Source organism: Mycobacterium sp. (assembly GCF_036490025.1).
Lineage (GTDB): Bacteria > Actinomycetota > Actinomycetes > Mycobacteriales > Mycobacteriaceae > Mycobacterium.
On the sequence record NZ_DASXEP010000180.1, the window covers coordinates 1 to 24,768 of the forward strand.

At 66.2% G+C, this 24,768-nt stretch carries 27 protein-coding genes; 11 read left to right on the forward strand and 16 right to left on the reverse strand.

What is annotated here, in order from left to right:
* Together VGG53_RS21230 and VGG53_RS21235 are read left to right on the forward strand one after the other, a co-directional pair.
* Positions 1-163, forward strand: a 163-nt coding sequence (locus VGG53_RS21230; protein ID WP_331520118.1) for a hemophore-related protein, incomplete at its 5' end; no start/stop codon positions are given.
* A 96-nt stretch (positions 164-259) separates the two neighbouring features.
* On the forward strand, positions 260-685 hold the full coding sequence (locus VGG53_RS21235) for a nuclear transport factor 2 family protein (protein ID WP_331520081.1): 426 nt from the start codon (positions 260-262) through the stop codon (positions 683-685).
* A gap of 4 nt (positions 686-689) precedes the next feature.
* On the opposite strand, the gene VGG53_RS21240 is transcribed toward VGG53_RS21235, so the two are convergent.
* From VGG53_RS21240 to VGG53_RS21265, 6 genes are read right to left on the reverse strand one after another with little or no spacing between them, the layout of a single operon-like run.
* The gene (locus VGG53_RS21240; protein WP_331520082.1) at positions 690-2,030 is read right to left on the reverse strand and encodes an NtaA/DmoA family FMN-dependent monooxygenase; all 1,341 of its coding nucleotides are present in this window, start codon (positions 2,028-2,030) and stop codon (positions 690-692) included.
* Positions 2,027-3,145 carry an LLM class flavin-dependent oxidoreductase gene (locus VGG53_RS21245; RefSeq protein ID WP_331520119.1) on the reverse strand — a complete coding sequence of 373 codons (1,119 nt, stop codon included), beginning with the start codon at positions 3,143-3,145 and terminating at the stop codon, positions 2,027-2,029. The genes VGG53_RS21240 and VGG53_RS21245 overlap by 4 nt, the downstream gene beginning before the upstream one ends.
* Complete coding sequence (locus tag VGG53_RS21250; protein ID WP_331520083.1) at positions 3,142-4,299, reverse strand: LLM class flavin-dependent oxidoreductase; 1,158 nt, start codon at positions 4,297-4,299, stop codon at positions 3,142-3,144. The genes VGG53_RS21245 and VGG53_RS21250 overlap by 4 nt, the downstream gene beginning before the upstream one ends.
* On the reverse strand, positions 4,296-4,802 hold the full coding sequence (locus VGG53_RS21255; protein WP_331520084.1) for a GNAT family N-acetyltransferase: 507 nt from the start codon (positions 4,800-4,802) through the stop codon (positions 4,296-4,298). The genes VGG53_RS21250 and VGG53_RS21255 overlap by 4 nt, the downstream gene beginning before the upstream one ends.
* Positions 4,803-4,846: 44 nt before the next feature.
* Positions 4,847-5,752: a class I SAM-dependent methyltransferase gene (locus tag VGG53_RS21260; RefSeq protein ID WP_331520085.1), complete on the reverse strand. Its 906-nt coding sequence runs from the start codon at positions 5,750-5,752 to the stop codon at positions 4,847-4,849.
* Positions 5,753-5,754: 2 nt separating this feature from the next.
* On the reverse strand, positions 5,755-6,138 hold the full coding sequence (locus VGG53_RS21265) for a DUF3054 domain-containing protein (RefSeq protein WP_331520086.1): 384 nt from the start codon (positions 6,136-6,138) through the stop codon (positions 5,755-5,757).
* Positions 6,139-6,182: 44 nt separating this feature from the next.
* On the opposite strand from VGG53_RS21265, the gene VGG53_RS21270 reads away from it, so the two are divergent.
* From VGG53_RS21270 to VGG53_RS21280, 3 genes are read left to right on the forward strand one after another with little or no spacing between them, the layout of a single operon-like run.
* Positions 6,183-7,367, forward strand: coding sequence for an acyl-CoA dehydrogenase family protein (locus tag VGG53_RS21270; RefSeq protein WP_331520087.1), 1,185 nt, complete (start codon positions 6,183-6,185; stop codon positions 7,365-7,367).
* A gap of 13 nt (positions 7,368-7,380) precedes the next feature.
* Positions 7,381-8,529: an acyl-CoA dehydrogenase family protein gene (locus VGG53_RS21275; protein ID WP_331520088.1), complete on the forward strand. Its 1,149-nt coding sequence runs from the start codon at positions 7,381-7,383 to the stop codon at positions 8,527-8,529.
* Between the two features lie 45 nt (positions 8,530-8,574).
* Positions 8,575-9,432 (forward strand): SDR family oxidoreductase, encoded by an 858-nt coding sequence (locus VGG53_RS21280; RefSeq protein ID WP_331520089.1) that lies wholly within the window; start codon positions 8,575-8,577, stop codon positions 9,430-9,432.
* Here the strand turns inward: VGG53_RS21280 and VGG53_RS21285 are convergent, their stop codons facing one another.
* The 5 genes from VGG53_RS21285 to purT all read right to left on the reverse strand — a co-directional run bounded on the left by VGG53_RS21285 (position 9,433) and on the right by purT (position 15,488).
* Complete coding sequence (locus VGG53_RS21285; protein WP_331520090.1) at positions 9,433-10,584, reverse strand: cellulase family glycosylhydrolase; 1,152 nt, start codon at positions 10,582-10,584, stop codon at positions 9,433-9,435.
* 79 nt (positions 10,585-10,663) lie between these two features.
* A complete protein-coding gene (locus VGG53_RS21290) occupies positions 10,664-12,316 on the reverse strand; it encodes a hypothetical protein (RefSeq protein ID WP_331520091.1) in 1,653 nt (550 codons plus the stop codon).
* Between the two features lie 222 nt (positions 12,317-12,538).
* Entirely contained in the window at positions 12,539-13,780 is a 1,242-nt protein-coding gene (locus tag VGG53_RS21295; RefSeq protein ID WP_331520092.1) for an O-succinylhomoserine sulfhydrylase, read from the reverse strand.
* Positions 13,777-14,190, reverse strand: a complete 414-nt coding sequence (locus tag VGG53_RS21300; protein ID WP_331520093.1) for a rhodanese-like domain-containing protein — start codon at positions 14,188-14,190, stop codon at positions 13,777-13,779. Before VGG53_RS21300 ends, VGG53_RS21295 begins: the two co-directional genes overlap by 4 nt.
* Before the next feature lie 71 nt (positions 14,191-14,261).
* Positions 14,262-15,488 carry a formate-dependent phosphoribosylglycinamide formyltransferase gene (gene purT / locus VGG53_RS21305; protein ID WP_331520120.1) on the reverse strand — a complete coding sequence of 409 codons (1,227 nt, stop codon included), beginning with the start codon at positions 15,486-15,488 and terminating at the stop codon, positions 14,262-14,264.
* A 224-nt stretch (positions 15,489-15,712) separates the two neighbouring features.
* On the opposite strand from purT, the gene VGG53_RS21310 reads away from it, so the two are divergent.
* Positions 15,713-16,597 carry a class I SAM-dependent methyltransferase gene (locus VGG53_RS21310; protein WP_331520094.1) on the forward strand — a complete coding sequence of 295 codons (885 nt, stop codon included), beginning with the start codon at positions 15,713-15,715 and terminating at the stop codon, positions 16,595-16,597.
* Between the two features lie 2 nt (positions 16,598-16,599).
* Here the strand turns inward: VGG53_RS21310 and VGG53_RS21315 are convergent, their stop codons facing one another.
* A complete protein-coding gene (locus VGG53_RS21315) occupies positions 16,600-17,241 on the reverse strand; it encodes a PaaI family thioesterase (RefSeq protein WP_331520096.1) in 642 nt (213 codons plus the stop codon).
* Positions 17,238-18,536, reverse strand: coding sequence for an adenylosuccinate synthase (locus VGG53_RS21320; protein WP_331520097.1), 1,299 nt, complete (start codon positions 18,534-18,536; stop codon positions 17,238-17,240). Before VGG53_RS21320 ends, VGG53_RS21315 begins: the two co-directional genes overlap by 4 nt.
* Positions 18,537-18,690: 154 nt before the next feature.
* Between VGG53_RS21320 and VGG53_RS21325 the strand changes: the two genes are divergently transcribed.
* From VGG53_RS21325 to VGG53_RS21335, 3 genes are all read left to right on the forward strand, one after another.
* Positions 18,691-19,299: a peptidase M50 gene (locus tag VGG53_RS21325; RefSeq protein ID WP_331520098.1), complete on the forward strand. Its 609-nt coding sequence runs from the start codon at positions 18,691-18,693 to the stop codon at positions 19,297-19,299.
* Between the two features lie 9 nt (positions 19,300-19,308).
* Positions 19,309-20,088 carry a site-2 protease family protein gene (locus VGG53_RS21330; protein WP_331520100.1) on the forward strand — a complete coding sequence of 260 codons (780 nt, stop codon included), beginning with the start codon at positions 19,309-19,311 and terminating at the stop codon, positions 20,086-20,088.
* Positions 20,089-20,149: 61 nt separating this feature from the next.
* Entirely contained in the window at positions 20,150-21,037 is an 888-nt protein-coding gene (locus tag VGG53_RS21335; RefSeq protein ID WP_331520101.1) for a cation diffusion facilitator family transporter, read from the forward strand.
* A gap of 7 nt (positions 21,038-21,044) precedes the next feature.
* On the opposite strand, the gene VGG53_RS21340 is transcribed toward VGG53_RS21335, so the two are convergent.
* Positions 21,045-21,461, reverse strand: a complete 417-nt coding sequence (locus VGG53_RS21340; RefSeq protein WP_331520102.1) for a DUF3151 domain-containing protein — start codon at positions 21,459-21,461, stop codon at positions 21,045-21,047.
* Positions 21,462-21,563: 102 nt separating this feature from the next.
* Here VGG53_RS21340 and VGG53_RS21345 point away from each other — a divergent pair, with 102 nt between their 5' ends.
* Positions 21,564-22,430 carry a hypothetical protein gene (locus tag VGG53_RS21345; protein ID WP_331520103.1) on the forward strand — a complete coding sequence of 289 codons (867 nt, stop codon included), beginning with the start codon at positions 21,564-21,566 and terminating at the stop codon, positions 22,428-22,430.
* A gap of 1 nt (position 22,431) precedes the next feature.
* On the opposite strand, the gene fbaA is transcribed toward VGG53_RS21345, so the two are convergent.
* On the reverse strand, positions 22,432-23,466 hold the full coding sequence (gene fbaA / locus VGG53_RS21350) for a class II fructose-bisphosphate aldolase (RefSeq protein ID WP_331520104.1): 1,035 nt from the start codon (positions 23,464-23,466) through the stop codon (positions 22,432-22,434).
* A 101-nt stretch (positions 23,467-23,567) separates the two neighbouring features.
* Here fbaA and VGG53_RS21355 point away from each other — a divergent pair, with 101 nt between their 5' ends.
* Entirely contained in the window at positions 23,568-24,245 is a 678-nt protein-coding gene (locus VGG53_RS21355) for a DedA family protein (protein WP_331520105.1), read from the forward strand.
* An 11-nt stretch (positions 24,246-24,256) separates the two neighbouring features.
* Here the strand turns inward: VGG53_RS21355 and msrB are convergent, their stop codons facing one another.
* Positions 24,257-24,766 carry a peptide-methionine (R)-S-oxide reductase MsrB gene (gene msrB / locus VGG53_RS21360; protein WP_331520106.1) on the reverse strand — a complete coding sequence of 170 codons (510 nt, stop codon included), beginning with the start codon at positions 24,764-24,766 and terminating at the stop codon, positions 24,257-24,259.
* Positions 24,767-24,768: the final 2 nt, after the last annotated feature.

Genomic DNA, 24,768 nt, shown 5'->3' on the forward strand with positions numbered 1-24,768 from the left:
GCAGGCGGCGACGGATCTGCGCGGCTACTTCACCGAGCACCCGCAGGAGTACGTGGAGTTGCGAGGAATCCTCGCGCCGATCGGTGACACTCAGCGCCAGTGCAATACCACGGTGCTGTCGCCAGATCTGCAGTCGGCCTATGACGAGTTCATGGCCGGCTAAATCCTGCCGTTAGTCCAGCTGGCATGTCGCGATGACTTCGCGACATGCCAGCTGTCTGTGCGGGGTACCCGTCGCGAAGCGAATGAAAGGAGGGTCATGGGCGTCAAGGAGAGTTTCCGGCAGGCCGCCGAGCGCATCTACCATGACTGGGACGAGGCACTCAGTAACGACGATCTCGAGGCGCTGCTTGCGCTCTACGCTCCCGACGCGGTGTTGGAAAGTCCGGCGGTGCTGCTGACCATGGGCACCGAAATTGGGGTGTGCCGCGGACACAATAAATTGCGACCGCTACTCGAGCAGGTCGCCGCCCGCAAGCCGCCGTTGCGCACGTACTACCGCGCGGGGTATCTCACTGACGGCGAGCGGACGATGATCTTCGAGTATCCGCGCGCTACGCCAGACGGCGAGCAGATGGATTTCGTCGAGGTCATGGAGATCGCCGACGGACTCATCCAGCGTCACTGCGTCTACTGGGGGTGGCGTGGCGTCAAGGTCATACAGGACGACGCCTATCACAAGTAACGCCTCAGCCGGTCAGCCCAAGATACTCGCGCAGCGTGGTGCCGCTGTATTCGGTACGGAACCCTGACCGTTCCTGCAGCAGCGGAACCACCTGGTCGACGAAGTCGTCCAGGCCATGCGGTGTCAGGTGAGGCACCAAAATGAACCCGTCACAGGCGTCGGCCTGGATGTAGTGGTCGATCTCCGCGGCGATGTGGTCGGCGGTGCCGACGAACTGCTGTCGGCTGGTGACCGCGATGACCAGCTCGCGGATTGAAAGGTGCTCGGCCTCAGCGCGTTCGCGGTAACGCCGGGCCACTTCGATCGGGTCGCCGTGCCGAACGCGGCCCTGGGTGATGCTGGTGTCGCCGGTCGGATCATCCTCGGGCAGTGGACCGTCGGGGTCGTACGCCGAAAGGTCACGGCCCCACACTTGCTCGAGCGTCGCGATCGCTGTCGGGCCACTGACCTGTTGGTGCCGAATGTAATGCGCCTTATCTCGAGCTTCTTGGTCGGTGTCACCGAGCACGAAAGTGGCTGCCGGAAAGACCTTGAGCTGGTCCGGGTTTCGGCCGTACGAGGCGGCCCGGCCCTTCACGTCGGCGTAATAGCGCTGACCGGTTTCCAGCGTAGAGTGCAGGGTGAACAGCGCGTCGGCGTAATGCGCGCCGAAGTTCCGGCCTTCATCGGAGTCGCCGGCTTGCAGCAGAATCGGGTGTCCCTGCGGACCAGCGGGCAACGTCGCGACTCCGCGCACATCGAAATGGGCGCTGTGATAGTCGACCGCGGCCACCCGATCGGGATCGAGATAGGTTCCGGCGGCGATGTCGGCCAGCACGGCGTCCGGTGCCCAGCTGTCCCAGAATTCGCGCGCCACGCTGAGGAATTCCTCGGCTCGCTGATAGCGGTCGGCGTGCTCGAGGAAGCCACCGCGCCGGAAGTTCGCACCGGTGAACGCATCTGAGGAGGTGACGATGTTCCAGCCTGCGCGACCGTCGGACAACTGGTCGAGCGTGGCGAATTGCCGTGCAACCTCGAAGGGCTCGTTGAACGTGGTGTTGATCGTGCCGGTCAGACCGAGCCGGTCGGTGACGGCGGCCAGCGCCGCCAGCACGGTTAAGGTGTCCGGCCGGCCCACAACGTCGAGGTCGTAGATCTGGCCACGATGTTCACGTAGTCGCAGCCCCTCGGCGAGGAAGAAGAAGTCGAACAAGCCGCGTTCGGCCGTGCGGGCCATGTGCGCGAACGAGTCGAAGTCGATCTGGCTGCCCGATTCCGGATCGGTCCACACCGTGGTGCTGTTGACGCCCGGGAAGTGGGCGGCTAAGTGAATCGGCTTGCGGTGCTTACCTTCCCGTGTGCTCATTTGCCGATTCCCCAGCGTTTGGCGAGCAGTTCGTGTGAGCGCAGCCGGGCTTGGTGGTCGTGGGTCACCGACGTGACGACAAGCTCGTCGGCGCCGCTGAGACGTTGCAGCGCAGACAGCCGCTCGGCGACCTCGTCGGGATCGCCCACGAATTGGGTTTCCAGCCGGTCCTTGACCACCGGCAGCTTCTCCTCCGACAGTGGCCGGCAATCGCCGGGGGTCGGGTAGCGCACCGCGCCCACCCCGGTACGGATGGAATACACCCATTGCGCGTAGCCGGCGGCCAGGTGCCGTGCGGTGGCGCTGTCCTCGGCGACGACAACGTCGGCGGACACCACGACGTGAGGCTTTTTCAAAGCTGCCGACGGAACGAACGTGTCGCGGTAGGCCTCGATGGCTTCCAGCGCGGTCGCCGGCGTGATGTGGTAGCTCGCTACGAACGGCAGACCGTGCGCGCCGGCCAACCGCGCACTCTGCCCCCGGGTGCTGCCAAAGATCCACGGCGCCAACCCGGATCGTTCGCCGGGCACGGCGTGCACGTCGAACCCGCCGACTTGGTAGGTGCCATCGAGCATGGCAAGGATATCGGCGAGTTGATCGGCGAAGTCCGGCGTCACGGCCTCGGGCTGCTGAAGGATCTCCATCGTCGCCATGACGCGCTCGGTATCGAGCAGCCCCCGCAGGTCGAACGGCAGCGGGATCACCACCCCGTCGACTTCGCGCCACTGCCGCGGCGGGCGATTCTTCGCCGATGAGCGCTTCGGCTTGAACCCGGTGTCGCGGCGCTGCCCGCGGCCCAGGCCGAGGTCGATGCGGCCCGGATAGAAGGCCTCGAGCATGCCGAAACTCTCGACGACCGCGACGGCCGTGGTGTGACTCAGCTGGACCGCGGCCGACCCGACGTGAATTGTGTTGGTAGCGGCCGCGATCTGCCCGATCAACACCGCTGGTGCCGAACTGGCCACGCCGACGAAGTGGTGTTCGGCGATCCAGAACCGCCGATACCCCCATTGCTCCGCGCGTCGGGCCAGATCGATCGTGTTGCGCAGCGCCGTCGCGGCGTCGCTGCCGGCGCTGATCGGTGCCAGGTCCAGGATCGACAACGGCACGTTCATCGTGCGCCGCTCCTCCTCATCGCTTCGCTCTGCATCGTCGCCGGCGCGCATCGTGCATCCACCTTTGCGTACCGGTTGGGCGCGGCGGGCAGGCCGAGTCGTTGACGCAGCGTCTCGCCGTCGGGATACTCAGTGCGAAACTGCTTGGCCCGCTGCAGTAGTGGCACCACCTCGTCGACGATCACCGGAAGATCGGTGGCGTTGACGGCCGGTCGCAGCCGCGCACCGTCGATGCCCCGCTGCTGCCAACCCAACAGCAGGTCGACCACGTCGGCTGCGCTGCCGTCGAAGATCAACGCATCAGAACCGAATTCGGTGTCGCCGCCGAAGGTCACCAGCACGTCGGCGTAGAGCTTCAGATGCTGTCCGCCGGCCGCCTTCACCTCCTCGAGGATCGCGTCGAGCGACGCATCGTCGGTGGGCGTGACGAAGACGAGATCGGCACTGGCGGAGGCGAATTCGTAGATCCGCGGCGCGTGCGCCAGTGCTGCCACCACGGGCTGCCCCTGCGGCGGACGCGGAGTGATCGAGGGCCCTTTCACGGCGAAGTACTTCCCGCGGAAATCGATGTAGTGCAGCTTGGCTCTGTCGATGTAGCGCGCGGTCTGCGCGTCGCGGATGATCGCATCGTCCTCCCAGCTGTCCCACAACCGGCGCACCACCTCGACGGCGTCGGCGGCCTCGTCGAACAACTCATCGCCATCGGGGGATGGCTCGCGCCGCCCGAACAGGGCGGCCTCGTGGGCCGTCGAACTCACCCGTGGCTGCCAGCCCGCCCGCCCGTGCGACACGTGATCGAGCGTTGCGATGGCTTTGGAGACGTGAAACGGCTCAGTGTGGGTGACCGTGGCCACCGGAATCAACCCGATGTGATCGGTGACCGGGGCGACGCGTGCGGCGACGAGCACGGCGTCGCCGCGACCGGCCAGCCGCCGTGGGCTGATGGGTTCGCGGCGACCGGGCTGAGGCATCAGCGTGTCGTCGATGGTGAGGAAGTCCAGCAGGCCGCGCTCCGCGGTGACCGCCAAGTCGGCCCAATATCGGCCGCTGAGCACGGACTCCGTGGCCGGGTGGGCGGCCAGCGTGGTTCGCCACGCGTGCGGGTGCCAGCCGTAGCCGTCGAGGGCAACGCCCAGGTTCAGCCGATCGGTCATGGCAAGTCCTTGACGAAGGCGATGGGGAAAACCGGTCCACGCGACGGCAGCGGCTCGGCAAGCCGCGCGTAACCCGCCGACTCATACAGTGCCTCGGCCTCGGGCTGGCGATTGCCGGTCGTCAGGTAGACCCGTCCGTAGCCGCAGGCGGCGATCGTCTTCTCGAGCTCGCCCAGCAGTGCTGTGGCATAGCCGCGCCGGCGGTGCGCGCTGTGGGTCCAGATCCGTTTCAGCTCCGCCGTCTCCGCGTCGAATCGCTGGAATGCGCCACCGGTGACCGTCGTCCCGTCGACCTCACCGATGAGAAAGCCACCGTCGGGTACTGCGAACTGGGCGATCGGGACCGATTCCAGCCACGCCATCACGGTGGGCGGCGTGCTCTCGTAGCGCTGTGCGTACTCGACGGCCAGCTCGTCCAGCAGAGGCTGAGCCCTGGGATCGCCGGGCGCTACCGCTGAGAAAAGCAGCTGGCCCGTCGAGGTTGGGCGGCTGGATCGGGTCATCACTACATACCTAACGTCTCGTCGTCGGCCGCATTCCGGCGCGGTTATGCCAAGACCGCACGAACATAGCGGTCTGCCACCGGCGCGCCTTTGAGGTCCTGACGGCGCAGAGCCGGTAGCCCGGTCGCGGTGAACAGCTTCTCGAGCCCCGTCACGGCACTTCGCCAGCCGAGCGCGGCCAGGGACTCGGCGACGTCGTGGTGTTCATCCGGGAAGGTGAGCTCGGCCATGTCACCGGTAAAACCAAACTGGCGCCAGCGATCTGCCAGGGCGTGTTCCTGGCTTACCAACGGCCGCGGCCCCTCCGGCAGGTAGTCGGCCGCCGCCCGGCTGCCGGGTGCGCTCAACGCGGTGACGTTGTCAAGCAACCGGTCCTGGGTGGCCGGCGGTAGAAACCCGATGAAGAGCCCTTCGGCAATCCACCCGGTGGGCTCGGCGTCGTTGAAGCCGATCCGCCGCAACGCCTCTGGCCAATCGTGCCGAAGGTCGATGCCGACCGCGCGTCGGTTGGCGGTCGGGGTGGCGTCCAGAGCCCGCAACGTCTGGTTTTTGAAATCGATCACCCGCGGTTGGTCGATTTCGTACACGGTGGTGCCGGCCGGCCACCACAGCCGGTACGACCGGGCGTCCAGGCCCGACGCCAGGATCACCACTTGCCGAATCCCGGACCGGCACGCGTCGGTGAGGAAGTTGTCGAAGAACCGGGTGCGAACCGCGAAAAGGTCCGTCAGCAAAGCTAATCCGTTGTTGTCACCGAGATCGCTGAGGGCCAACTCCCCTCCCGCCACCTTGGTGAAGAAGTCCAATCCGACGGCGCTGACCAACGGCTCGGCGAACGGGTCGTTGATCAACCCGGCCCGGTTCGCCAGTGCCCTCGCGGTAGCCACCAAGGTGGCGGTGGTTCCGACGCTGGTGGCCGGACCCCAGCTGTCGTGGCCGGTTCGCGCCACGGTCAGGCCGGCTTTTTCGGGAGGGTCACCCGCCGCTTGGACTGGGCCAACAGTCGCCAGCCCAGCAACAGCAGCGCGGTGACCGACGACGCCACCAGCACGAAACTGGCGGCCACACCGGCTGAGGTGGCCTTCCGCAGCAGCATCCCCACAGCGACGGTGCACAGCCACACCACGACCCCGGTGGGATACACCGCTGCGGGTCGGCGCCAGGCCGCACTGGCCAGCCACCCCAGGGCGGTCCCGCTCAGGAAGGGCCACGCGGTGCCGGCGATGCCCGCGACGTTGAGCCCCTCATCGTGACTGCGCCGCCCGACGGCACAAAACACCAGCACGCAGGCCACATCGATACCCAGCCAGCCCGGACCGCGCCGCGGACGCCCCATGCCGTGAGGTTACCGTTCGCCTCACCGGTGGCAGGATGAGGCCAATGAGCACTGGCGCACTTCCCGACTTCAATCCGCAGGACCCGCTTTTCCTGGACGCATCGCTGTCTGACGACGAGATCGCCGTGCGTGACACGGTCCGTCAGTTCTGCTCGGAGAATGTCATCCCGCACATCGCGGAATGGTTCGAAATCGGCGACCTGCCGGTTCGCGAACTGGCCAAGCACTTCGGTCAACTCGGGCTGCTCGGCATGCACCTGGAGGGCTACGGCTGCGGCGGGGCGTCGGCCGTGCACTACGGGCTGGCGTGTACCGAATTGGAGGCCGCCGACTCCGGGATCCGGTCGATGGTGTCGGTGCAGGGCTCGCTGGCCATGTTCGCGATCTGGCGGTTCGGCTCCGAAGAACAGAAGCAGCAGTGGCTGCCCGGCATGGCCGCGGGCGAACTGCTCGGCTGCTTCGGGCTGACCGAACCTGACGCCGGATCCGACCCGGCGTCGATGACCACCCGGGCACGACGCGACGGGTCGGACTGGGTCCTCAACGGCCGCAAGATGTGGATCACCAACGGATCGGTCGCCGATGTCGCGATCGTCTGGGCGGTCACCGACGACGGGGTGCGCGGATTCGTCGTCCCCACCAAGACGCCCGGGTTCTCCGCCAACACCATTCACCACAAGCTATCGCTGCGGGCCTCGATCACCAGCGAGCTGGTGCTCGACGACGTACGACTGCCTGACGATGCCCTGCTGCCGGAGGCGACGGGGCTCAAAGGTCCGCTGTCATGCCTATCGGAAGCGCGCTACGGCATCATCTGGGGTTCGATGGGCGCCGCCCGCTCCGCATGGCAGGCGGCGTTGGACTACTCGACCCAACGCACCCAGTTCGGCCGTCCGATCGCCGGATTCCAGTTGACCCAAGCCAAACTCGTCGACATGGCCGTCGAGTTGCACAAAGGACTTCTGCTGGCTCTGCAGCTGGGGCGACTCAAGGACGGCGCCGGTTTGCGACCCGAGCAGGTCAGCTTCGGCAAGCTCAACAACACCCGCGAAGCGATCGAGATCTGCCGAACGGCGCGAACCATATTGGGCGGCAACGGGATATCGCTGGAGTATCCGGTGATCCGGCACATGGTCAACCTGGAATCAGTGCTCACCTATGAGGGCACCCCCGAAATGCATCAGCTGATCCTGGGCCAGGCCATCACCGGCATCGACGCCTTCCGCTGACAGGAGCATCCAAATGAGCGCACGGCTGGAGTACAGCTCCGAGCACCGGCAGTTCCGTGAACTGGTCCGCGACTTCGTCCAGCAGACCGTCGTTCCCGCGCACGAGCAGTGGGAGCAGGCCGGCTGCCTGGATCGTTCGCTGTTCACCGAAGCCGGCAAGCTTGGGTTGCTGGCATTCTCGGTTCCCGAGGAATTCGGTGGGGCAGGTGTTGAGGACTTTCGCTACAACGCGATCGTCGTCGACGAGCTCCAGCGGGCAGGCGCAGCGGCCGAGGCGATCGCGTTGTCGTTGCAGAATGACATCGTGCTCCCCTATCTCACCGACCTGACGACGGCCGACCAAAAGAAACGGTGGTTGCCAGGTGTCGTCACCGGGGAGACGGTGATCGGCATCGCGATGACCGAACCAGGTGCCGGCAGCGACCTGGCCGGGATCCGCACCACCGCGGTGCGAGACGGCGACCACTACGTTGTGAACGGCGCGAAAACCTTTATTTCCAACGGTCAGACCGGAGATTTGTTCGTGGTCGCGGTGCGCACCGCACCCGATCGGCACAAGGGCTTGTCGCTGCTGGTCGTCGACCCGGATACGCCCGGCTTCAGCCGCGGCCGGAACCTGGAGAAGATCGGCCTGCACGCCCAGGACACCAGCGAATTGAGTTTCACCGACATGCGGGTTCCGGCCGAAAACCTGCTCGGCGAGGAAGGCGCGGGTTTCTATCAACTCATGAACAGCCTTCCCCAGGAACGCCTTTCGCTGGCTGTCGGCGCGGTGGCCGCCGCCGAGGGAGTGCTGGCCGAAACCCTCGACTACGTCAAGCAGCGAAACGCGTTCGGCTCGCCCATTTCCCGATTGCAGAACACCCAGTTCGTCCTGGCCGAGCTGGCCACCGAAATCGATGTCGCGCGTACCTATCTCGACGACTGCCTCGCCGAACACCTCACCGGCGGGTTGACCGCCGCCCGGGCCGCGCGGCTGAAATGGTGGACCACCGAACTCCAGGTGCGCACCGCCGACCGCTGCCTTCAACTGCACGGCGGATACGGGTACATGCGCGAATACCCGGTCTCGCGCGCGTTCGTCGACGCCCGCATCCAAACGATTTACGGCGGAACCACCGAGATCATGAAGACCATCATCGCCAAGGATCTCGGCATCTAGGGCGCGCAGTTCCGCGCCAGACTTGACAGCTGTAAAGTCCGTCGAATGGACAACATCAGGGGCAAGACCGTCGTCATTACCGGCGCTGCCCGCGGCATCGGGTACGCGACCGCGCAAGCGCTACTGGCACGAGGCGCGCGAGTGGTCATCGGCGACCGGGACCTCGATGTGCTCGAAAGCGCGGTCGCGGGCATCAGCAGCCTGGGACACGTGAGCGGACATCCCCTCGACGTGACCGACAAGGAGTCGTTCGCTGCGTTCCTGGACAAAGCCAGGGCCGACGGCGGTGGGCATATCGATGTGCTGATCAACAATGCCGGCGTCATGCCGGTAGGTCCGTTTCTCGAGCAGTCGGCGCAGGCGATCCGTTCGTCGATCGAGGTGAACTTCTACGGCGTACTGACCGGCTGCCAGCTGGTGCTGCCGGAGATGGTGAAACGCCGTAGCGGGCACATCATCAACATCGCATCGCTGGCGGGCATGGTTGCCGTGCCCGGTCAAATCATCTACGCCGGAACGAAATTCGCGGTCGTCGGCCTTTCCACCGCCATGGCCGACGAGTTTGCCCCGCAGGGCGTCAAGATCACCGCGGTGCTACCGACCTTCACCAACACCGAACTGATCTCGGGGACGTCGCCGTCCGCCGCACAGAAGCCGGTGGAGCCGGCGGAGATCGCCGCAGCGGTCGTCAAGGTGCTCGACAAGCCGAAGACCCAGGTATCGGTGCCCGGATGGGGTCGGACGTTCGCCGTCCTGGCCACGCTGATGCCCGATCGCGGCCGGCGCTGGCTCAACAAGAAGATGGGCAACGACACGGTGTTTCTCAACTTCGACACCGGCGCCCGGCGCAGCTACGAAGACCGCGCGCAGCACGCGACTGGCGTTGTCGAGCACAACGATTGATCAGCCCGCCGAGGAGGCAGTCAGGGTTCTGATCGTCTGAGATTCGCCGCCCTGGAACGGAGTTCCGTCGGGCCGCAGCAGGTCGTGGAACCACACCTTCGGGACCGCTGAATACGGGTGATCCCAGGAGTCCCACGGGAAGTACGTCTGCGTCTTACCGGCCACCAGACCCCAGTTGATCGCACCGACGTTGTGCCGCTTGGCAATTGGCAGGATACTTTCGACCGTACTACCTTGCGGCCGGGCCATGTATTCGGTGCACAGGATGGGTCGCCCATGCGGGGTGAGCTCCCCGATCCGGGACTCGAAGGTCGACGGACCCGCGTAGGAGTGAAAGCTGACCACGTCGGAGTTGGCGAGCTGAATGTTCTGAATTGTGGTGCGGCTGCCGGCATCCCAGTCACCGTCCCACACGCCGCTGGTCAGCGGCTGGCGCGGATCCACCGAACGCGCCCAGGTGAAGACCTGAGGAAGCAGGTCCGCCACCCGGTCCAGTTTGTCGCTGCGCTCGACGTTGCGGTATTGGTTGGCCGGGTTGTCGGGTTCATTCCACACGTCCCAGCCCAAAACGCGGTCGTCGTTGCGGAATTGGTTCAACACGCCGGTGACATAGTCTTGCAGAGTGCGGGTGTAGCGACGGTCGTCGATGCGTTCAGCGCCGGGGCCCTGCACCCAGCCGGAGTTGTGCACCCCCGGCGTCGGGGCATGCTGGCGACCGACTTGGGGATGCGGATCCCAGCAGGAGTCGAACAACACGAACAACGGTTTGATGCGATGGCGGGACGCGATGTTGACGAACTGCGCCAGACGTGTTTGAAAGCCGCGTGAATCCTGGGCCCACAGCTGGTCGTGCAGGAAGACCCGCACCGAGTTCAGTCCGTACAGCCGCGCCCATCCCAATTCGGTGTCGATGCGCCGCGGGTCATAGGTGCCCGGCTGAAACATCTCCAGCTGATTAATCGCAGTGGAGGTAATGAAGTTCGCGCCGACCGGCCAACCCTGGGCTTGATACCAACGGTTTGCGCGATCGGCCGACCACCGGCTCATTTCGGCGGACGCGCGCGGTGGCTCAGCGGAGGCGCGCGGCGCCGACGCCAGAGCCGTTCCTGCCGCGAGCAGCAGTGGTAGCTTCAGAACCGTACGGCGGTACACAAAGTGACGATAAGTTGAGCACGGCGCTGTTCCCGGTATTCATTCAGCGCGTCGCGCTAAATTGTTACGCGACGACAGATCAACGCGACGCGGCAAGCATCCGCTCCAGGGTCAGGGCCTGCGCGCCGGCCGACACCGACGTCGTCCCGGAGGTGGCGATCATCGCCCAACGGCCCGGCACGACGGCGACTTCCTCGCAGGGCTGTTCAACGGTGGAGAATTCCGCGACCAATGAGCGGATCCTCTCGGCGCTCTGCGTTGCATCCGGACTGAGAACACGGGTGGCGGCCCCGACGCCGACCTCGGGATGGCGCGCCATGAACTCGCGCAAGAACAAGGCTCCGGTGACTTTCGGATTGATGTCCTGAACGGCCGCCATGACGGTATCGCCGAACGCGCCGCCCACGGTGCCGACGGCGAAGTCGACGCCGCAGTGTAGCAAGCCGAGTCGCTGATGCAGCTCGGTCATCGTCGCGCGCACACCGGTGTACAGGCCCGCGTCCAAACCGAGGGCCGCCCAGTCCGCGGCGCCCACGAAGATGTTGCCCGTCCACGACGTGCCGCGCATGAATTGCAGGGTGAGCCCGTCCAGCAGTGCGCCCGAGCGCACATGGGCTGACGGCGTGGTCAAGACTCGTTCGCCGCCGACTTCTCTTTCGAAATAGGTGACGTGCGCCTCGAGGACTTGATCGCCGCCCAACTTCCACGCGTTGGCCGCGACGTGCTCGAGGCCCCGCGTGTCGTCGAGTTCGATGTTCGGCACGATCCGGCCGCCGTTTCCGCCCTCGGACGGTTTCAGGCAGGCGTGCGACAGTGCATACCGATCTCGCAAGAGCGCACCCGCACGGAGTAGATCGCGGCTGAAGTCACCGCGATTCTCTTGCCACGGGATCGTGTAACCGGGGAGCACCGGGACCGGTGCCTGCAGGGCTTTGAACGCTTCGCTGGCCCGATGCTCCTGTTCCAGGATGACCGGGCCGGGTTGGCCGGCCAGTTGGCTCTCCAGGCTCAGCGCAGCTTCAAGTGTCGGATGCAGCATACGCTTCCCGTTCCACACCCCCAGGCGAGAATCGTTGGCGTCAACGCGAATTCGCCCGAGCCCGGCAACCCTGGCCAGCCAGGTCACCAATAGTTGGAACTCCGGTTCGAAGTCGTACGGGCACACCACAGCCGAAGGTCGCCCACGCAGAAACTCGATGATCCGATGCATCACCGGATCGCGGTCGCCGCCGTCGACTGCGCGGCGCAGCAGCGCCTGAGACATGTAGTAGTAGTCAGCATCCGGAAGCACTAGGCGCTCAACGCCTCTTGCCGCAGCCACGCGACGCCACGGCTGAGTTCGGCCGAGGACGAGGTCGCCGCTGCGGGCCAGGTACAGACCACGGGTCTCCACATATGTGGTGAGGTCCAATACCGGCCGCCCCTCGACCATCGCGGTGAAATCCGTCTCGAAACTATTAGCGTAGGGCGTGGTCGAATGCACCATCAGACGCGGCTGCTGAGCGCTTGGGGATGAGAATTCGACATGTTCGAGGACGAGGTCGTGCAGCTCGCCGGGTTCGATCGACAGCAGTTTGCGAGTTGCGATCGCGAACTCGGTTTCGTCGAATCTCAGCGGGCCCGCATAGCTTTGCCAGGGGATCTCGACACCATCGACAGCGACGGCCCAATCATAGAAATCGCCGGTCAGCGGATGAGGTGAGGTCCGCGGCCGGCTGATGCACGATATCACTCAAGTCTCTCCATCTCTGGCCCAGTGCAGTCGGGCGGGTAGACGTTGCGATACGCACCGTCCTACTGGTATCGAGCACGCAACCTACCGCGTTACTATCGCTCCCCGATGTCTATAGCTGATCCAACCGGTCGGAAAGACTTAACAACAGCAGGATGAATAATGGCGTAACGCCCGGCGACACCAGCAACATCGGTTGTCGGATATGTCGATTGTCGGCTGCTAACGCAGCGCCCGATCGATGTCGGCGATGAGATCGTCGGTGCCCTCCAGGCCCACTGAGATGCGAACTACCCCGTCGCCCAAGCCGATAGCGGCCCGTCCTTCGGGTCCCATCGCGCGATGAGTTGTCGTTGCTGGATGTGTTACAAGGGATTTCGAGTCGCCCAGGTTGTTGGAGATGTTGATCAACTGCAGGCTGTCCAGCGCCTCGAAAGCGCGTTGCTTGGCCGCGCTGTCCGGGACGTCGAGTTCGAAGGTCACCACGGTGCCGCCGCCGGACATCTGCCGCTTGGCCAGGTCGTACTGCGGGTGCGAGGTCAAAAACGGGTAGCGAACCCACCGCACCGCGGGGTGACCCTCCAGGTATTCGGCGATCCGCTGCGCCGACGCATTCTGGTGCTCCACCCGAATCGCCAGCGTCTCAAGGCCCTTCAGCAATACCCAGGCGTTGAAGGCACTCATGGCGGGTCCGGTGTGACGCATCAGTTTCTGCACCGGGCCGTCGATGTATTCCTTGTCGCCGAGGATGGCTCCACCTAATACCCGGCCTTGCCCGTCGATGTGTTTGGTACCCGAGTAGACGACCACGTCGACACCGAGCGGAAAGCACTGCTGCAACAACGGGGTCGCAAAAACATTGTCCAGCACCACTTTTGCTCCGGCAGCGTGAGCGAGCTCGGTAACAGCGACGATGTCGACCAGCGACTGCATCGGGTTGGACGGCGTCTCGAAGAACACCGCCTGGGTCGGAACGGAAAGCGCCTTCTCCCACTGAGATAGGTCGTCGCCGTCGACGAACACGGTCTCGACCCCCCAGCGCGGCAGGATCTCGCTGCACACCACGAAGCATGACCCGAACAGGCTGCGTGCTGCGACCAGTCGGTCACCGGCTGCCAGCAGTGCCCCCAGCGAGGTGAACACCGCCGCCATACCGCTCGCGGTGGCGAATGCGGCTGGGGCACCGTCGATCAGGCGCAGCCGTTCCTCGAACATGCTGATCGTCGGATTGCCGTAGCGCGAGTAGACGTAGCGATCGACCTCGCCGGTGAACGCCTTCTCCGCCTCAGCAGATGAGCCGTAGACGTAGCCGGAGGCCAGATACAGGGCTTCGGCGGTCTCTTCGAATTGCGACCGCAGGATGCCGCCCTGCACGCCGATCGTCGCCTGGCTGAGGCCGTCAGGCAACGACTTTGGCGTACGGACCGAAGGCGGACGCTCTGCATCGTCGCCGTCGCCGGTCATGTCTGAGTCCAGGGCAAACCGATTGCCCGCCAACCCTGTCCGCCGCGGTGACGGTCGCCATCGAGTTGACCTTCGAAACCGTCGAGCACGTTGTAGGACGGAGCGATACCGGCGTCGGTGGCGGCTTCGGCGGCGGCGATAGAGCGATTACCCGAGCGACACAGGAACACCACCGGGCGGTCGTCGCGGGCCGGGACATGATCCAGCAGCTCTGCCACGAAGTTCTCGTTGCGCTTGCCGTCGGTCGCGTTCCACTCGATGTACACGACATCACGGCCCAGGCTGGCCAGGTCGGGAACACCGACAAAACGCCATTCGGCGTCGGTGCGCACGTCGACCAGAACCGCCTCGGGATTCTCGCTGAGCAGCTTCCATGCCTGCTCGGGGGTGATATCTCCTGCGTAGCTCACCCGCGTGAGTCTCGCACATCCAGCTGGGAGGCCGCTGACTGGGAAGCCCGCGACGTCGACGTCGCGGCGGACTACCAGAGCCGTCGCAGTGCGGCCGACACCTCCCGCGCGTGGCTGCGGGCGGCCGTCACGTCAGCGGCGGTGACGACGGCGGCCCCCAACGGGCGTCGCGCTTCGGACTCGTCGCGGGTGAACACCCGAACGTCGCTCTCGGGCGTGCGCATCGCCTCGGCGAGCACCCCGCCAGACCGCCGTCGGTCGACCGCGCCGTCGGCGCCTGCATAGATCACTTCCGCCGCGCCCGGCGAAATCATGATGGTGTCGACCGGCAGTCCCAGGATGGCCCGCGCCTGCAGCTCGAATTGCGAAAGCCGTTGAGTGCGTGTGGTGATCAGGCCGCTCTCGAACGGCCGGGCGGTGACGTCGCAGAAGTACACCTCGTCCCCGCGGACCATCAGCTCGACCCCGAACACGCCGCGCCCGCCCAGTGCCTTGACGACGCGGGCCGCGATCGACTTCGCGGCGTCCAGCGCGGCGGCGCTCAGGTCCTGCGGCTGCCAGGACTCCTGCACGTCACCGATGGCTTCGCCGTGGCCGATCGGCGCACAGAAGTCCAGCGTCGGCCCGGCCGGCCCGTCGCTGCGCACGGTGAGCAGCGTGACGTGGAAATCGATCTCGACCAACGTTTCGACGAGCACCCGGCTGTGCGCCAGTCGGCCGCCGGCCGATACCGCGCGTTGCCAGGCCGACTCGAGGTCTGCCGGTAGCAGGACCACCGAGTGTCCCTCGCCGCCCAGGGCCGCCACCGGCTGTACCCGCAACGGGTAGCCGGCGTGGTCGGCCACGGCGCGCAACTCGTCGAGCGATCCCGCGAACCAGAACGGGGCAGTCGGCAGGCCCAGCTGGTCGGCGGCCAGCCGACGCATGCCTTCCCGGTCTGCGGTGAGCCGGGCGCAGCGCGGGCTGGGAACGACCTCGGCGGCACGGGTCTCGGCCACGACGATCAACGCGTCGGCAGCCACCGCGTCGGATGCTGTCACCACGAAATCGGGCGCAACCCGCCTGATCACCGCGCCCACCTCGTCGGCGTCGGAGATGTTGAGCACCAGCGCCTGGTCTGCGACGCCGTGTGCGGGCGCATCGGCGTACCGCTCGACGGCGATCACCTCGGCGCCGAGCCGCTGAAACGCGATCGCCAGCTCACGGCTGAACTCTCCCGATCCCAGCAACATCACCTTGGTCCGGTCGGCCTCGCCAGGATCGACATGCCCGCCCTGGGCCGACTCCTCGTGCGTCATGCCCTCAGCCACTGGTTCACCTTCCCTGGAGTCACTGCGCTGCACGCTGCTAAGGATAGGTCCGCGGATCGGGCAAGGTTGAATTGCGACTTGCGTGATGCAAGTAACATCGGGGCCGGGCGCTGCGCAGGGGCCGTAGGGCCACGCCCCGGTGCGGGTCTGTTGCATCATGCAAGTGACTGTGGAAGGGTGACTTTTATCATGCAATCGACCAGGAGATAGCCGTGACCCTCCACCACCTGCCGTCCACCGCGTCCGGCGACGATGCGGGCCGGAACGGGCCGCTGAGAAGCCGGACAATCGGCTCGAGCACATACCTCCTCGGTCACGAGGACGCGGAAGTCCGGCGGCTGATGCTGCAGGCACGGCTCTACGACGACTACACCGAGCACGGACTGCGCCTGGCAGGCCTGCGGCCCGGAATGCGGGTGCTGGACGTCGGCTGCGGGCCCGGCGACGTGAGTTTCGTGGCGGCGCGGCTGGTCGGACTCGAAGGATCGGTGCTCGGCATCGACGCCGCCGACATCATCGAGCTCGCCCGCACGCGTGCCGCCGAGCAGGGCCTCACGTCGATCCGATTCGAGCAGACCACGGTCGGCGACCTCGCGCTGGACGAACCGGTCGACGCCGTGATCGGACGGTTGATCCTGATGCATCTGCCCGACCCGGTCGCGGCCCTGCGTCAGCTCGCCGACCTGGTTCGCCCCGGTGGGGTCATCGCGTTTTCCGAATTCGACATGACCGGGGCGCGCGGCGTGCCCGACCTACCGCTCTGGCGGGCCGCGCGAGACACGATCATCGACACCTTCACCGGCTTGGGCCTCGACCCGTCCTTCGCCGCGACGCTGCCGTCGCTGTTCCGGCAAGCGGGGCTGGGCGCACCGCAGTTGGCGCTCGGTGCTCCGGTGGGCGGAGCTGACCACACCGAACTGCTGGCCTTTGTCGTCGAGACCTTGAGGTCGCTACTGCCCGCCCGCGAAAAGCTGGGGTTGGTCTCCGATGACTTCGCCGACCCGGACGCGCTGTTGCCACGGCTACGCGGGGAAGTCGCCGCCGCCGGCGCTGTGGTGACAACCCCGGCCCTGATCACTGCCTGGAGCCGCCTCTAGTCCTACGGCTGGCCCGGCAACAACCGCACCATCAAGCCGTTGGCTTCGGCCAGCAGGGTGTCGCCGTCGACTAGTTCGCCGCGGACGAACGCCTTGCGGCCCTCGGTCGCCGCCACATGACCCCGGACGGTCAGCGGGGTGTCGATCGGAGTGATCTTGCGATAGTCGACGTGCAGGAAGCCGGTGCGGCTGATCGGCCGGGCCGCGGCATGGACCACCATCCCGAAGACGTGATCGAACAGCAGCGGGAGCACGCCGCCGTGCACCGCGCCGTTGCCGCCGACGTGGAACCGGCTGAAGTGGCCGCGCATCTCCACCCCGTCGGGATCGAACCTGCTCATCGTCCATGGCGGCAGCAGCAAGCTACCCATCCCGGGCAGTTGCGGCGATCGGCCCGCCGGAGCCTGGCCTTCGGCGGCCTTGAACGGCGCGAGCTGCGCGGCCAAGGCTTCGGCGTGCTCGGCGGCGTCATTCCACAGGTCGTCGCTGGGATCCGCGGACACCGCCAGATCCTGCAATCGCCGCATGGCCGCCACGAACCGGCCAAAACCCGGCCCCGGGCTGGCGGCGCCGTATTCCGGGAAGCCACCGTGATGGTCGTAATCGGGGTCGAGTTGTTCTTGGCTCTGCGAGGAATCAGTCACGGACGGGCCGCCAGAACGTCGCGGCGCACGATGGTCTGGTCGCGCCCGGGTCCGACACCGATGCACGAAATGTGGGCTCCACCAAGCTCTTCCAGCCGAAGCACATAGTCACGCGCCTTGGCAGGCAGGTCGTCGAACTCTCGCGCATCCGAGATGTCTTCCCACCAGCCGGGCAGTTCTTCGTAGATGGGTTCGGCGCGGTGCAGATCGCTTTGGGTCATCGGCATCTCGTGCGTCTGCTTGCCGTCGACCCGGTAGCCGACGCACACCGGAACCGTTTCCAGGCTGGACAACACGTCGAGCTTGGTCAGGAAGTAGTCGGTGATCCCGTTGACCCGGGTGGCGTAGCGGGCAATGACGGCGTCGAACCAGCCGCAGCGACGACGCCGGCCGGTGGTGACGCCGAACTCACCGCCGGTTTTGGACAGGTATTCGCCGTTGGCGTCGAACAATTCGGTGGGGAACGGACCGGAGCCGACGCGAGTGGTGTAGGCCTTGAGGATCCCCAGCACGGTGGTAATCCGGGTCGGCCCGATGCCAGAGCCGACCGCCGCGCCGCCGGCAGTCGGATTCGATGACGTGACATAGGGATACGTGCCGTGGTCGACGTCGAGCAATGTGCCCTGCGATCCTTCTAGCAAGACAATCTCGCCGGCTTCCAGCGCGTTGTTGAGCAATAGTCGGGTGTCGGCGATGCGGTGTTTGAAACTCTCAGCCTGCTGCAGCAGGGCCTCGACGATGTACTCTGCGTCCAGCGCTTTGCGGTTGTAGATCTTGATCAGCACCTGGTTCTTGAATTCCAGTGCGGCTTCGATCTTGTGGGTCAGCAGCTGCGTGTCGAGGAGGTCGGCGACCCGGATGCCGATGCGGGCGATCTTGTCCTGGTAGCACGGCCCGATGCCGCGTCCGGTGGTGCCGATCTTCTTGCTGCCCATGTAGCGCTCGGTCACTTTGTCGATGGCCACGTGATAGGGCATCAGCAGATGCGCGTCGGCGGAGATCAACAGCCGCGAGGTATCCACGCCGCGGTCCTCGAGGCCCCTCAGCTCGTCGAGCAGCACGCCCGGGTCGACCACCACGCCGTTGCCGATGATGTTGGTGACACCGGCCGTCAGGACACCCGACGGGATGAGGTGCAGGGCGAAGTTCTCGCCGCTGGGCAGTACGACGGTGTGCCCGGCGTTGTTGCCACCCTGGTAGCGCACCACCCAGTTGGCGCGGCCGCCGAGCAGGTCGGTGGCCTTGCCTTTGCCCTCGTCGCCCCATTGGGCGCCGATCAGGACGATTGCCGGCATGGCGTTTCTCCCACCCATATCTGCCGCTTATTGTGGTCCAGCCGGTGACCCACACTATCTCAGGCATTTGCGAGGAGGCCCGTCCGGCGAAGATACGCGCCGGAAGGCGCGGGGAGGAGCCGGACCGATAGACGCCCCCGACGTCGCCGTTCTGATGTTCGGTGCAGACGTTTTGCCGCCGCGCCCGCTCGAGGGGCTGGCGGTTGTCGGCCCCGACGACGTCGACACCGCGCTGGCCTCGGCGCGACGGGTGGTGGTGGTCGGGGCCGACGCCGACCTGGCGGCCGTGCTGACCCGGCTGCTGCGCGCCGAGCTGCTGAATGTCGAGGTGGCCTATGTCCCGCGCCGCCGCACCCCGGCCACCCGGGCCTACCGCCTGCCGTCCGGGCGCCGGGCGGCCGGACGGGCGCGCCGCGGGTCGGCCCAGCGGGTGCCACTGATCCGCGACGAGACCGGGTCGGTGATCGTCGGGTCGGCTGAGTGGCGACCGACTGACGCAGAGCTGCTACACGGTGAGGCCCTCGTCGACGACGCCGTGCTCTTCGACGGCGACGTTGCCGGGGTGCGAATCGAGCCGACGGTGGCACTGCCCGGGTTGCGCGCACGCGTGTCCGGCCGCCGGTCGCGCCGCTGGCTGACCGGTCGAGCCGCGCAGCTGGGCGGCACCGGAGCAATGGTGGTCCGCGACGGCGTGGCTGCGCCGCGGACCACGTACCGGTCGACGATCTACCGGAACACCGAGGGTTGGTTGTTGGTCCGGTAGTTTCGTCGGGTGAGCGCCCGTGATTTGCACCAGTCGGTACGGCCCAGCCCGATTTTCTGGGCCATCGTCGGCCTGACGGCGTTAGGCGGCGGACTGGCGTATTGGGACGGCGCCGGCGTCGGGTCGCTCGCCTACGCCGCAACGTTCATCTTCGTGATCGCCGGCTGGGTGGTGTCGTTGTGCCTGCACGAATTCGGCCACGCCTTCACGGCCTGGAAATTCGGCGATCGTGATATCGCGCTGCGGGGTTACCTGGACATGGACCCGCGGCGCTACAGCCATCCGGTGCTGTCGCTGGCTCTGCCCCTCGCGATCACGGCGATCGGCGGGATCGGCTTGCCGGGCGCCGCGGTGTACGTGCGGACCTCGTTCATGACCGCCAAGCAGCGCACTCTGGTCAGCCTGGCGGGCCCGACGGCGAACCTGCTGTTGGCGGTGCTGCTGCTGGGGCTGATCAATGCATTCTTCGAGCCGATGCATCCGGTGTTGTGGGCCGGAGTGGCGTTTTTGGGCTTCCTGCAGGTCACCGCGCTGCTGCTGAATCTGCTGCCGATTCCCGGCCTGGACGGATACAGCGCGCTGGAGCCGCACCTGAGTCCGGAGACTCAGCGCGCGCTGGAGCAGTTCAAGCCCTACGGGTTTCTGCTGCTGTTTCTGCTGTTGCTCGCCCCGCCGCTGAACCAGTGGTTCTTCGGAATCGTCGGCTGGTTCTACGGGTTGTCCGATGTCTCGCCGGACTGGGCCTATGCCGGCATGCATCTGACCCGATTCTGGAACGCCTGGTTCTGACGCACTGCAACCACGGCGCCGATTTTGCAATACATGCGTAGACTCGCATATATTGCTGGTTATGGGCGCCGGCCACGATCATGCGAGCACCGGCACCCCCGCATACCGGCTGGCGATGGCCACCGCGCTGCTCGGCGGATTCTTCGTCGTCGAGCTGACCACCGCGCTGGTCATCGGCTCCATCGCCTTGCTGGCCGATGCCGGCCACATCCTGACCGACGTCGCCGCCACCTTCATGGGCCTGTGCGCGGTGATCCTCGCCCGGCGCGGCAGCTCATCGCCGGCCCGCACCTATGGCTGGCACCGCGCCGAGGTGTTCACCGCCGTCGCCAACGCCGTCCTGCTGATCGGGGTGGCGACGATCATCCTGCGCGAGGCGATCGGGCGAATCGGCCAAGCACCCGAAGTGCCCGGCATCCCGATGATCGTGGTGGCGCTGATCGGGCTGGCCACCAACGCCGCGGTCGCGCTGCTGCTGCGATCGCACTCAACGCAGAGCCTGGCCGTCAAGGGCGCCTACATGGAGGTGATCGCCGACACGGTCGGCAGCATCGGCGTGCTCATCGCCGGTCTCGTCACGATCACCACCCACTGGCCCTACGCGGACGTCGTGGTCGCCGTCCTCGTCGCGCTCTGGGTTTTGCCCCGGGCGCTGTCGCTGGCCGCGGGCGCGTTGCGGATCCTGTCCGAATCATCGCCCAGCCACATCGACGTCGACGGCCTGCGTGCCGCGCTGGCAGCGGTCGACGGCGTGACCCAGGTACACGATCTGCACGTCTGGACGCTGGTGCCGGGCAAGGACATGGTGACCGCGCACCTGGTCAGCCGCGCAGACTCGGCGCGGGTACTCCACGACGCCCGGGCAATCCTGGCCGAACGCGGACTCCAGCACGCCACCATCCAGATCGAGCCGCCGGACAGTGTTGGCGACTGTGCGGCCGGCTTCTGAAACCGGCTCAGCTCAGGCCCAGGCTCTCGCGGGCTGCCGGGTCGCAATCGTCGAGCAGGTCCAGACACCGCGTCTGCTCATCGGTCTCGCCGATAGCGTCGGCCGCCCGTGCCAGCGCGGCCACGCAGCGCAGGAAACCCCGATTGGGCTCATGCGAATACGGCACGGGGCCAAAGCCTTTCCAACCGTTGCGGCGCAACTGATCCAGGCCGCGGTGGTACCCCGTCCGGGCGTAGGCGTAGGCGGTGATCGCTTTGTCGTCGGTCAGAGCGTCTTCGGCCAATGCCGCCCAGGCAACCGAGGCCGAGGGATGCGCGGCGGCGACGATGGCCGGGTTGTCTCCGGCGTGCAATTGGGCTTCGGCATCGGGGTCGCCGGGTAACAAGGTTGGATCGGGTCCCAGCAGATCATGCATCGGCGTCATGGCGCTATTGTGCCGTGCGACGACGACGCCGCTACGCCGGACCTCGCGTCGGGTCGCTAAGCTCCAATAGGTATTTCGACTCCGAAGAGGACAGCTGCGCCTATGCCCAACCCATCAGGGCCTGACCGCGACCACACGTCGAATGGGGCGGGAATCAACCCAGACGCCGTCGATCGCGGTGCCGCAATCGACCCGGTGGAATCCGAGCCCGACACCGCCGTCGAACCGACAGCCGGCTCCGACGACGAAGTGACCGAGAGCTATCGCACAGCGGATCCGGCCACCGAGGTGCTGCCCCCGTCCGAGGGCGAGCAGCAGCCGCCCGCGCCGACCCTTCAGCGCGGCGAGCGGCGCTATACCGCCCCGGGATTTGACGCCAAGGAAACCGCGATCATCAACACGGCCACGGACCCTGCCACCGAGGTCTTCGAGCCGGGCCGGCCGTCCGGCCAGGCACGGGCGAGAACCGCGATGCCACAGCTGATTCCGCCTCGGCTGGGCGCCAAGCTGCGCCCGTCGAGTCAACGCAGCTGGGGGTGGGTGCTGGCGTTGATCCTGATCATCCTGGCGCTGGCCGCGATCGCAGTGCTGGGCACCGTCCTGTTGACCCGCAATGACAGAAAACCGAAGGCCTCACAAGAAGACCAGGTCCGCAGCACCATCCAGAGCTTCGATGCGGCGCTGCAAACCGGCGACCTGACAACGCTGCGCAGCCTCACCTGTGGCAGCATGCGCGACGACTACGTGAACTACAACCAGCGGGAATGGGGCGACACCTACCGTCGCATCGCGGCGGCCAAGGAGTACCCCGTCGTCGCCAACATCGATCAGGTCGTGGTGGACGGAAGCCACGCCGAGGCCAACGTCACCGCGTTCATGGCCTACGCGCCGCAGACCCGCTCGGCCCGCAGCTTCGACCTGCAGTACCGCGACGACCAGTGGAAGATCTGCGAATCCAACTCCGGTTAAGTCAGGAGGAGACCGACTTACCGTCGCAATGTAAGTCGTTGCAGGCCTCGATAACTCGCTCGGTCATCGAGGCCTCGGCCTTCTTCAGGTAGCTGCGCGGGTCGTAGACCTTCTTGTCGCCCACCTCGCCGTCGACCTTGAGCACGCCGTCGTAGTGGGTGAACATGTGCGCGGCCAGCGGCCGGGTGAAGGCGTACTGGGTGTCGGTGTCGACGTTCATCTTCACCACGCCGTAGCGCAGCGCCTCTTCGATTTCGGACTTCAGCGAACCCGAGCCGCCGTGGAAGACGAAGTCGAACGGCTTGGAGCCGTCGGCCAGGCCCAGCTTGGCCGAGGCCACCTTCTGCCCCTGGTCCAGGATGTCGGGGCGAAGTTTGACGTTGCCCGGCTTGTAGACGCCGTGGACATTGCCGAACGTGGCGGCCAGCAGGTAGTGACCGTGCTCGCCATGGCCGAGTGCCTCGATGGTCTTCTCGAAGTCCTCGGGGGTGGTGTACAGCTTGTCGTTGATCTCGGCCTCGACGCCGTCCTCTTCACCGCCCACCACGCCGATCTCGACCTCCAGGACGATCTTGGCGGCGGCGGCTACTTTAAGCAGCTCCTGCGCGATCTCCAGGTTCTCGTCGATCGGCACCGCCGAGCCGTCCCACATGTGCGACTGGAACAGCGGATTCTGACCGGCGGCGACCCGCTCGGCCGAGATGGCCAGCAGCGGCCGCACGTAACCGTCGAGCTTGTCCTTCGGACAGTGGTCGGTGTGCAGGGCCACGTTGATCGGGTACTTGTCGGCGACGATGTGGGCGAATTCGGCCAGCGCCACCGCGCCGGTGACCATGTCTTTGATCCCGAGTCCGGAGCCGAACTCCGCACCGCCGGTGGAGAATTGGATGATGCCGTCGCTGCCCGCGTCGGCGAATCCCTTCAGCGCGGCGTTGACGGTTTCGGAGGATGTGCAGTTGATCGCCGGGAAGGCGTACTCGTTCTCCTTTGCGCGTCGCAGCATCTCCGTGTAGACGTCTGGCGTTGCGATGGGCATGCGGCTTCCTTCCTGACGTGTTGCATCAGTATCGCAACACCTTCGGGGAGGCTGCAGCCGCCCGGTAAAAGTCCGTCCGCCGCGCCGGTATCTTGAACACCGTGATCACCACGGTGGTGGCCCTGCCCAACATCCTCGACCCGATGTACTGGATCGGTCCTCAGGGACTGTTCGCCTCGGCGGTGTTGCCGACGATCCTGGGCATTGTCTTCATCGAAACCGGTCTGCTGTTTCCCCTGCTGCCTGGTGAGTCACTGCTGTTCACCGGTGGTCTGCTGGCCGCACACGGCACCCTCGACATCTGGGTGCTGGCACCGGCCGTGGCGCTGACCGCGATACTCGGCGATCAGACCGGATACTTCATCGGCCGCCGGATCGGGCCCGCGCTGTTCAAGAAGGAAGATTCGCGCTTCTTCAAGCAGCACCACGTGACCGAGTCGCACGTGTTCTTCGAGAAATACGGTCCCGCGGCGATCATCTTGGCCCGGTTCATGCCGTTCGTGCGGACCTTCACCCCGGTGGTCGCCGGCGTGTCCTACATGCGCTATCCGGTGTACCTGGCGTTCGACATCGTCGGGGGCGTCCTGTGGGGTGGCGGTGTGACGGTCGCCGGCTATTTCCTGGGCAACGTGCCGTTCATCCACCAGAACCTGGAAAAGATCGTTCTGGGCATCCTGTTCGTGTCGATGCTGCCGGCTTTCATCGCCGCCGGCCGGGCCTATCTCAGGCGCCGTCGCGCAGCCAAGGACGACGAAGAGCAGCTGACCGTCGTCGACTGATCCGTGCGCGGCTACGCCGGCCGGAAGCCCATCGCCACCCCGTTCATGCAGTAGCGCAGGCCGGTTGGCTGGGGACCGTCGTTGAATACGTGGCCGAGGTGCCCGCCACAGCGGCTACAGAGCACCTCGGTCCGTGACATGCCCGCGCTGTCGTCCTGCTGCTCGATGACGGCGTGGTCCAGGGCGTTCCAGAAGCTCGGCCAACCGGTGCCGCTGTCGAACTTGGTTGTCGACGAGAACAGGCCCTGGCCGCAGCCCGCACATCCGAAGGTCCCGGCACGGTGCTCGTCATTGAGCGGGCTGCTGTAGGGCGCTTCGGTGGACGCGGCGCGGAGCACGGCGTACTGCTGTGCGGTCAAAAGGTGCCGCCACTCCTCGTCGGTGTGGTTGACCTCAAACGTTTTCGCCGGACCGCTCGGGGCACCGGCCGCGGTGAACGCGATCAGCGCGCCGGCACCGGCGAGCACACTGAACGCGGCGCCGAGCAGCACGTTGCGACGGGTCAGTATCGAGTCGGTCATCT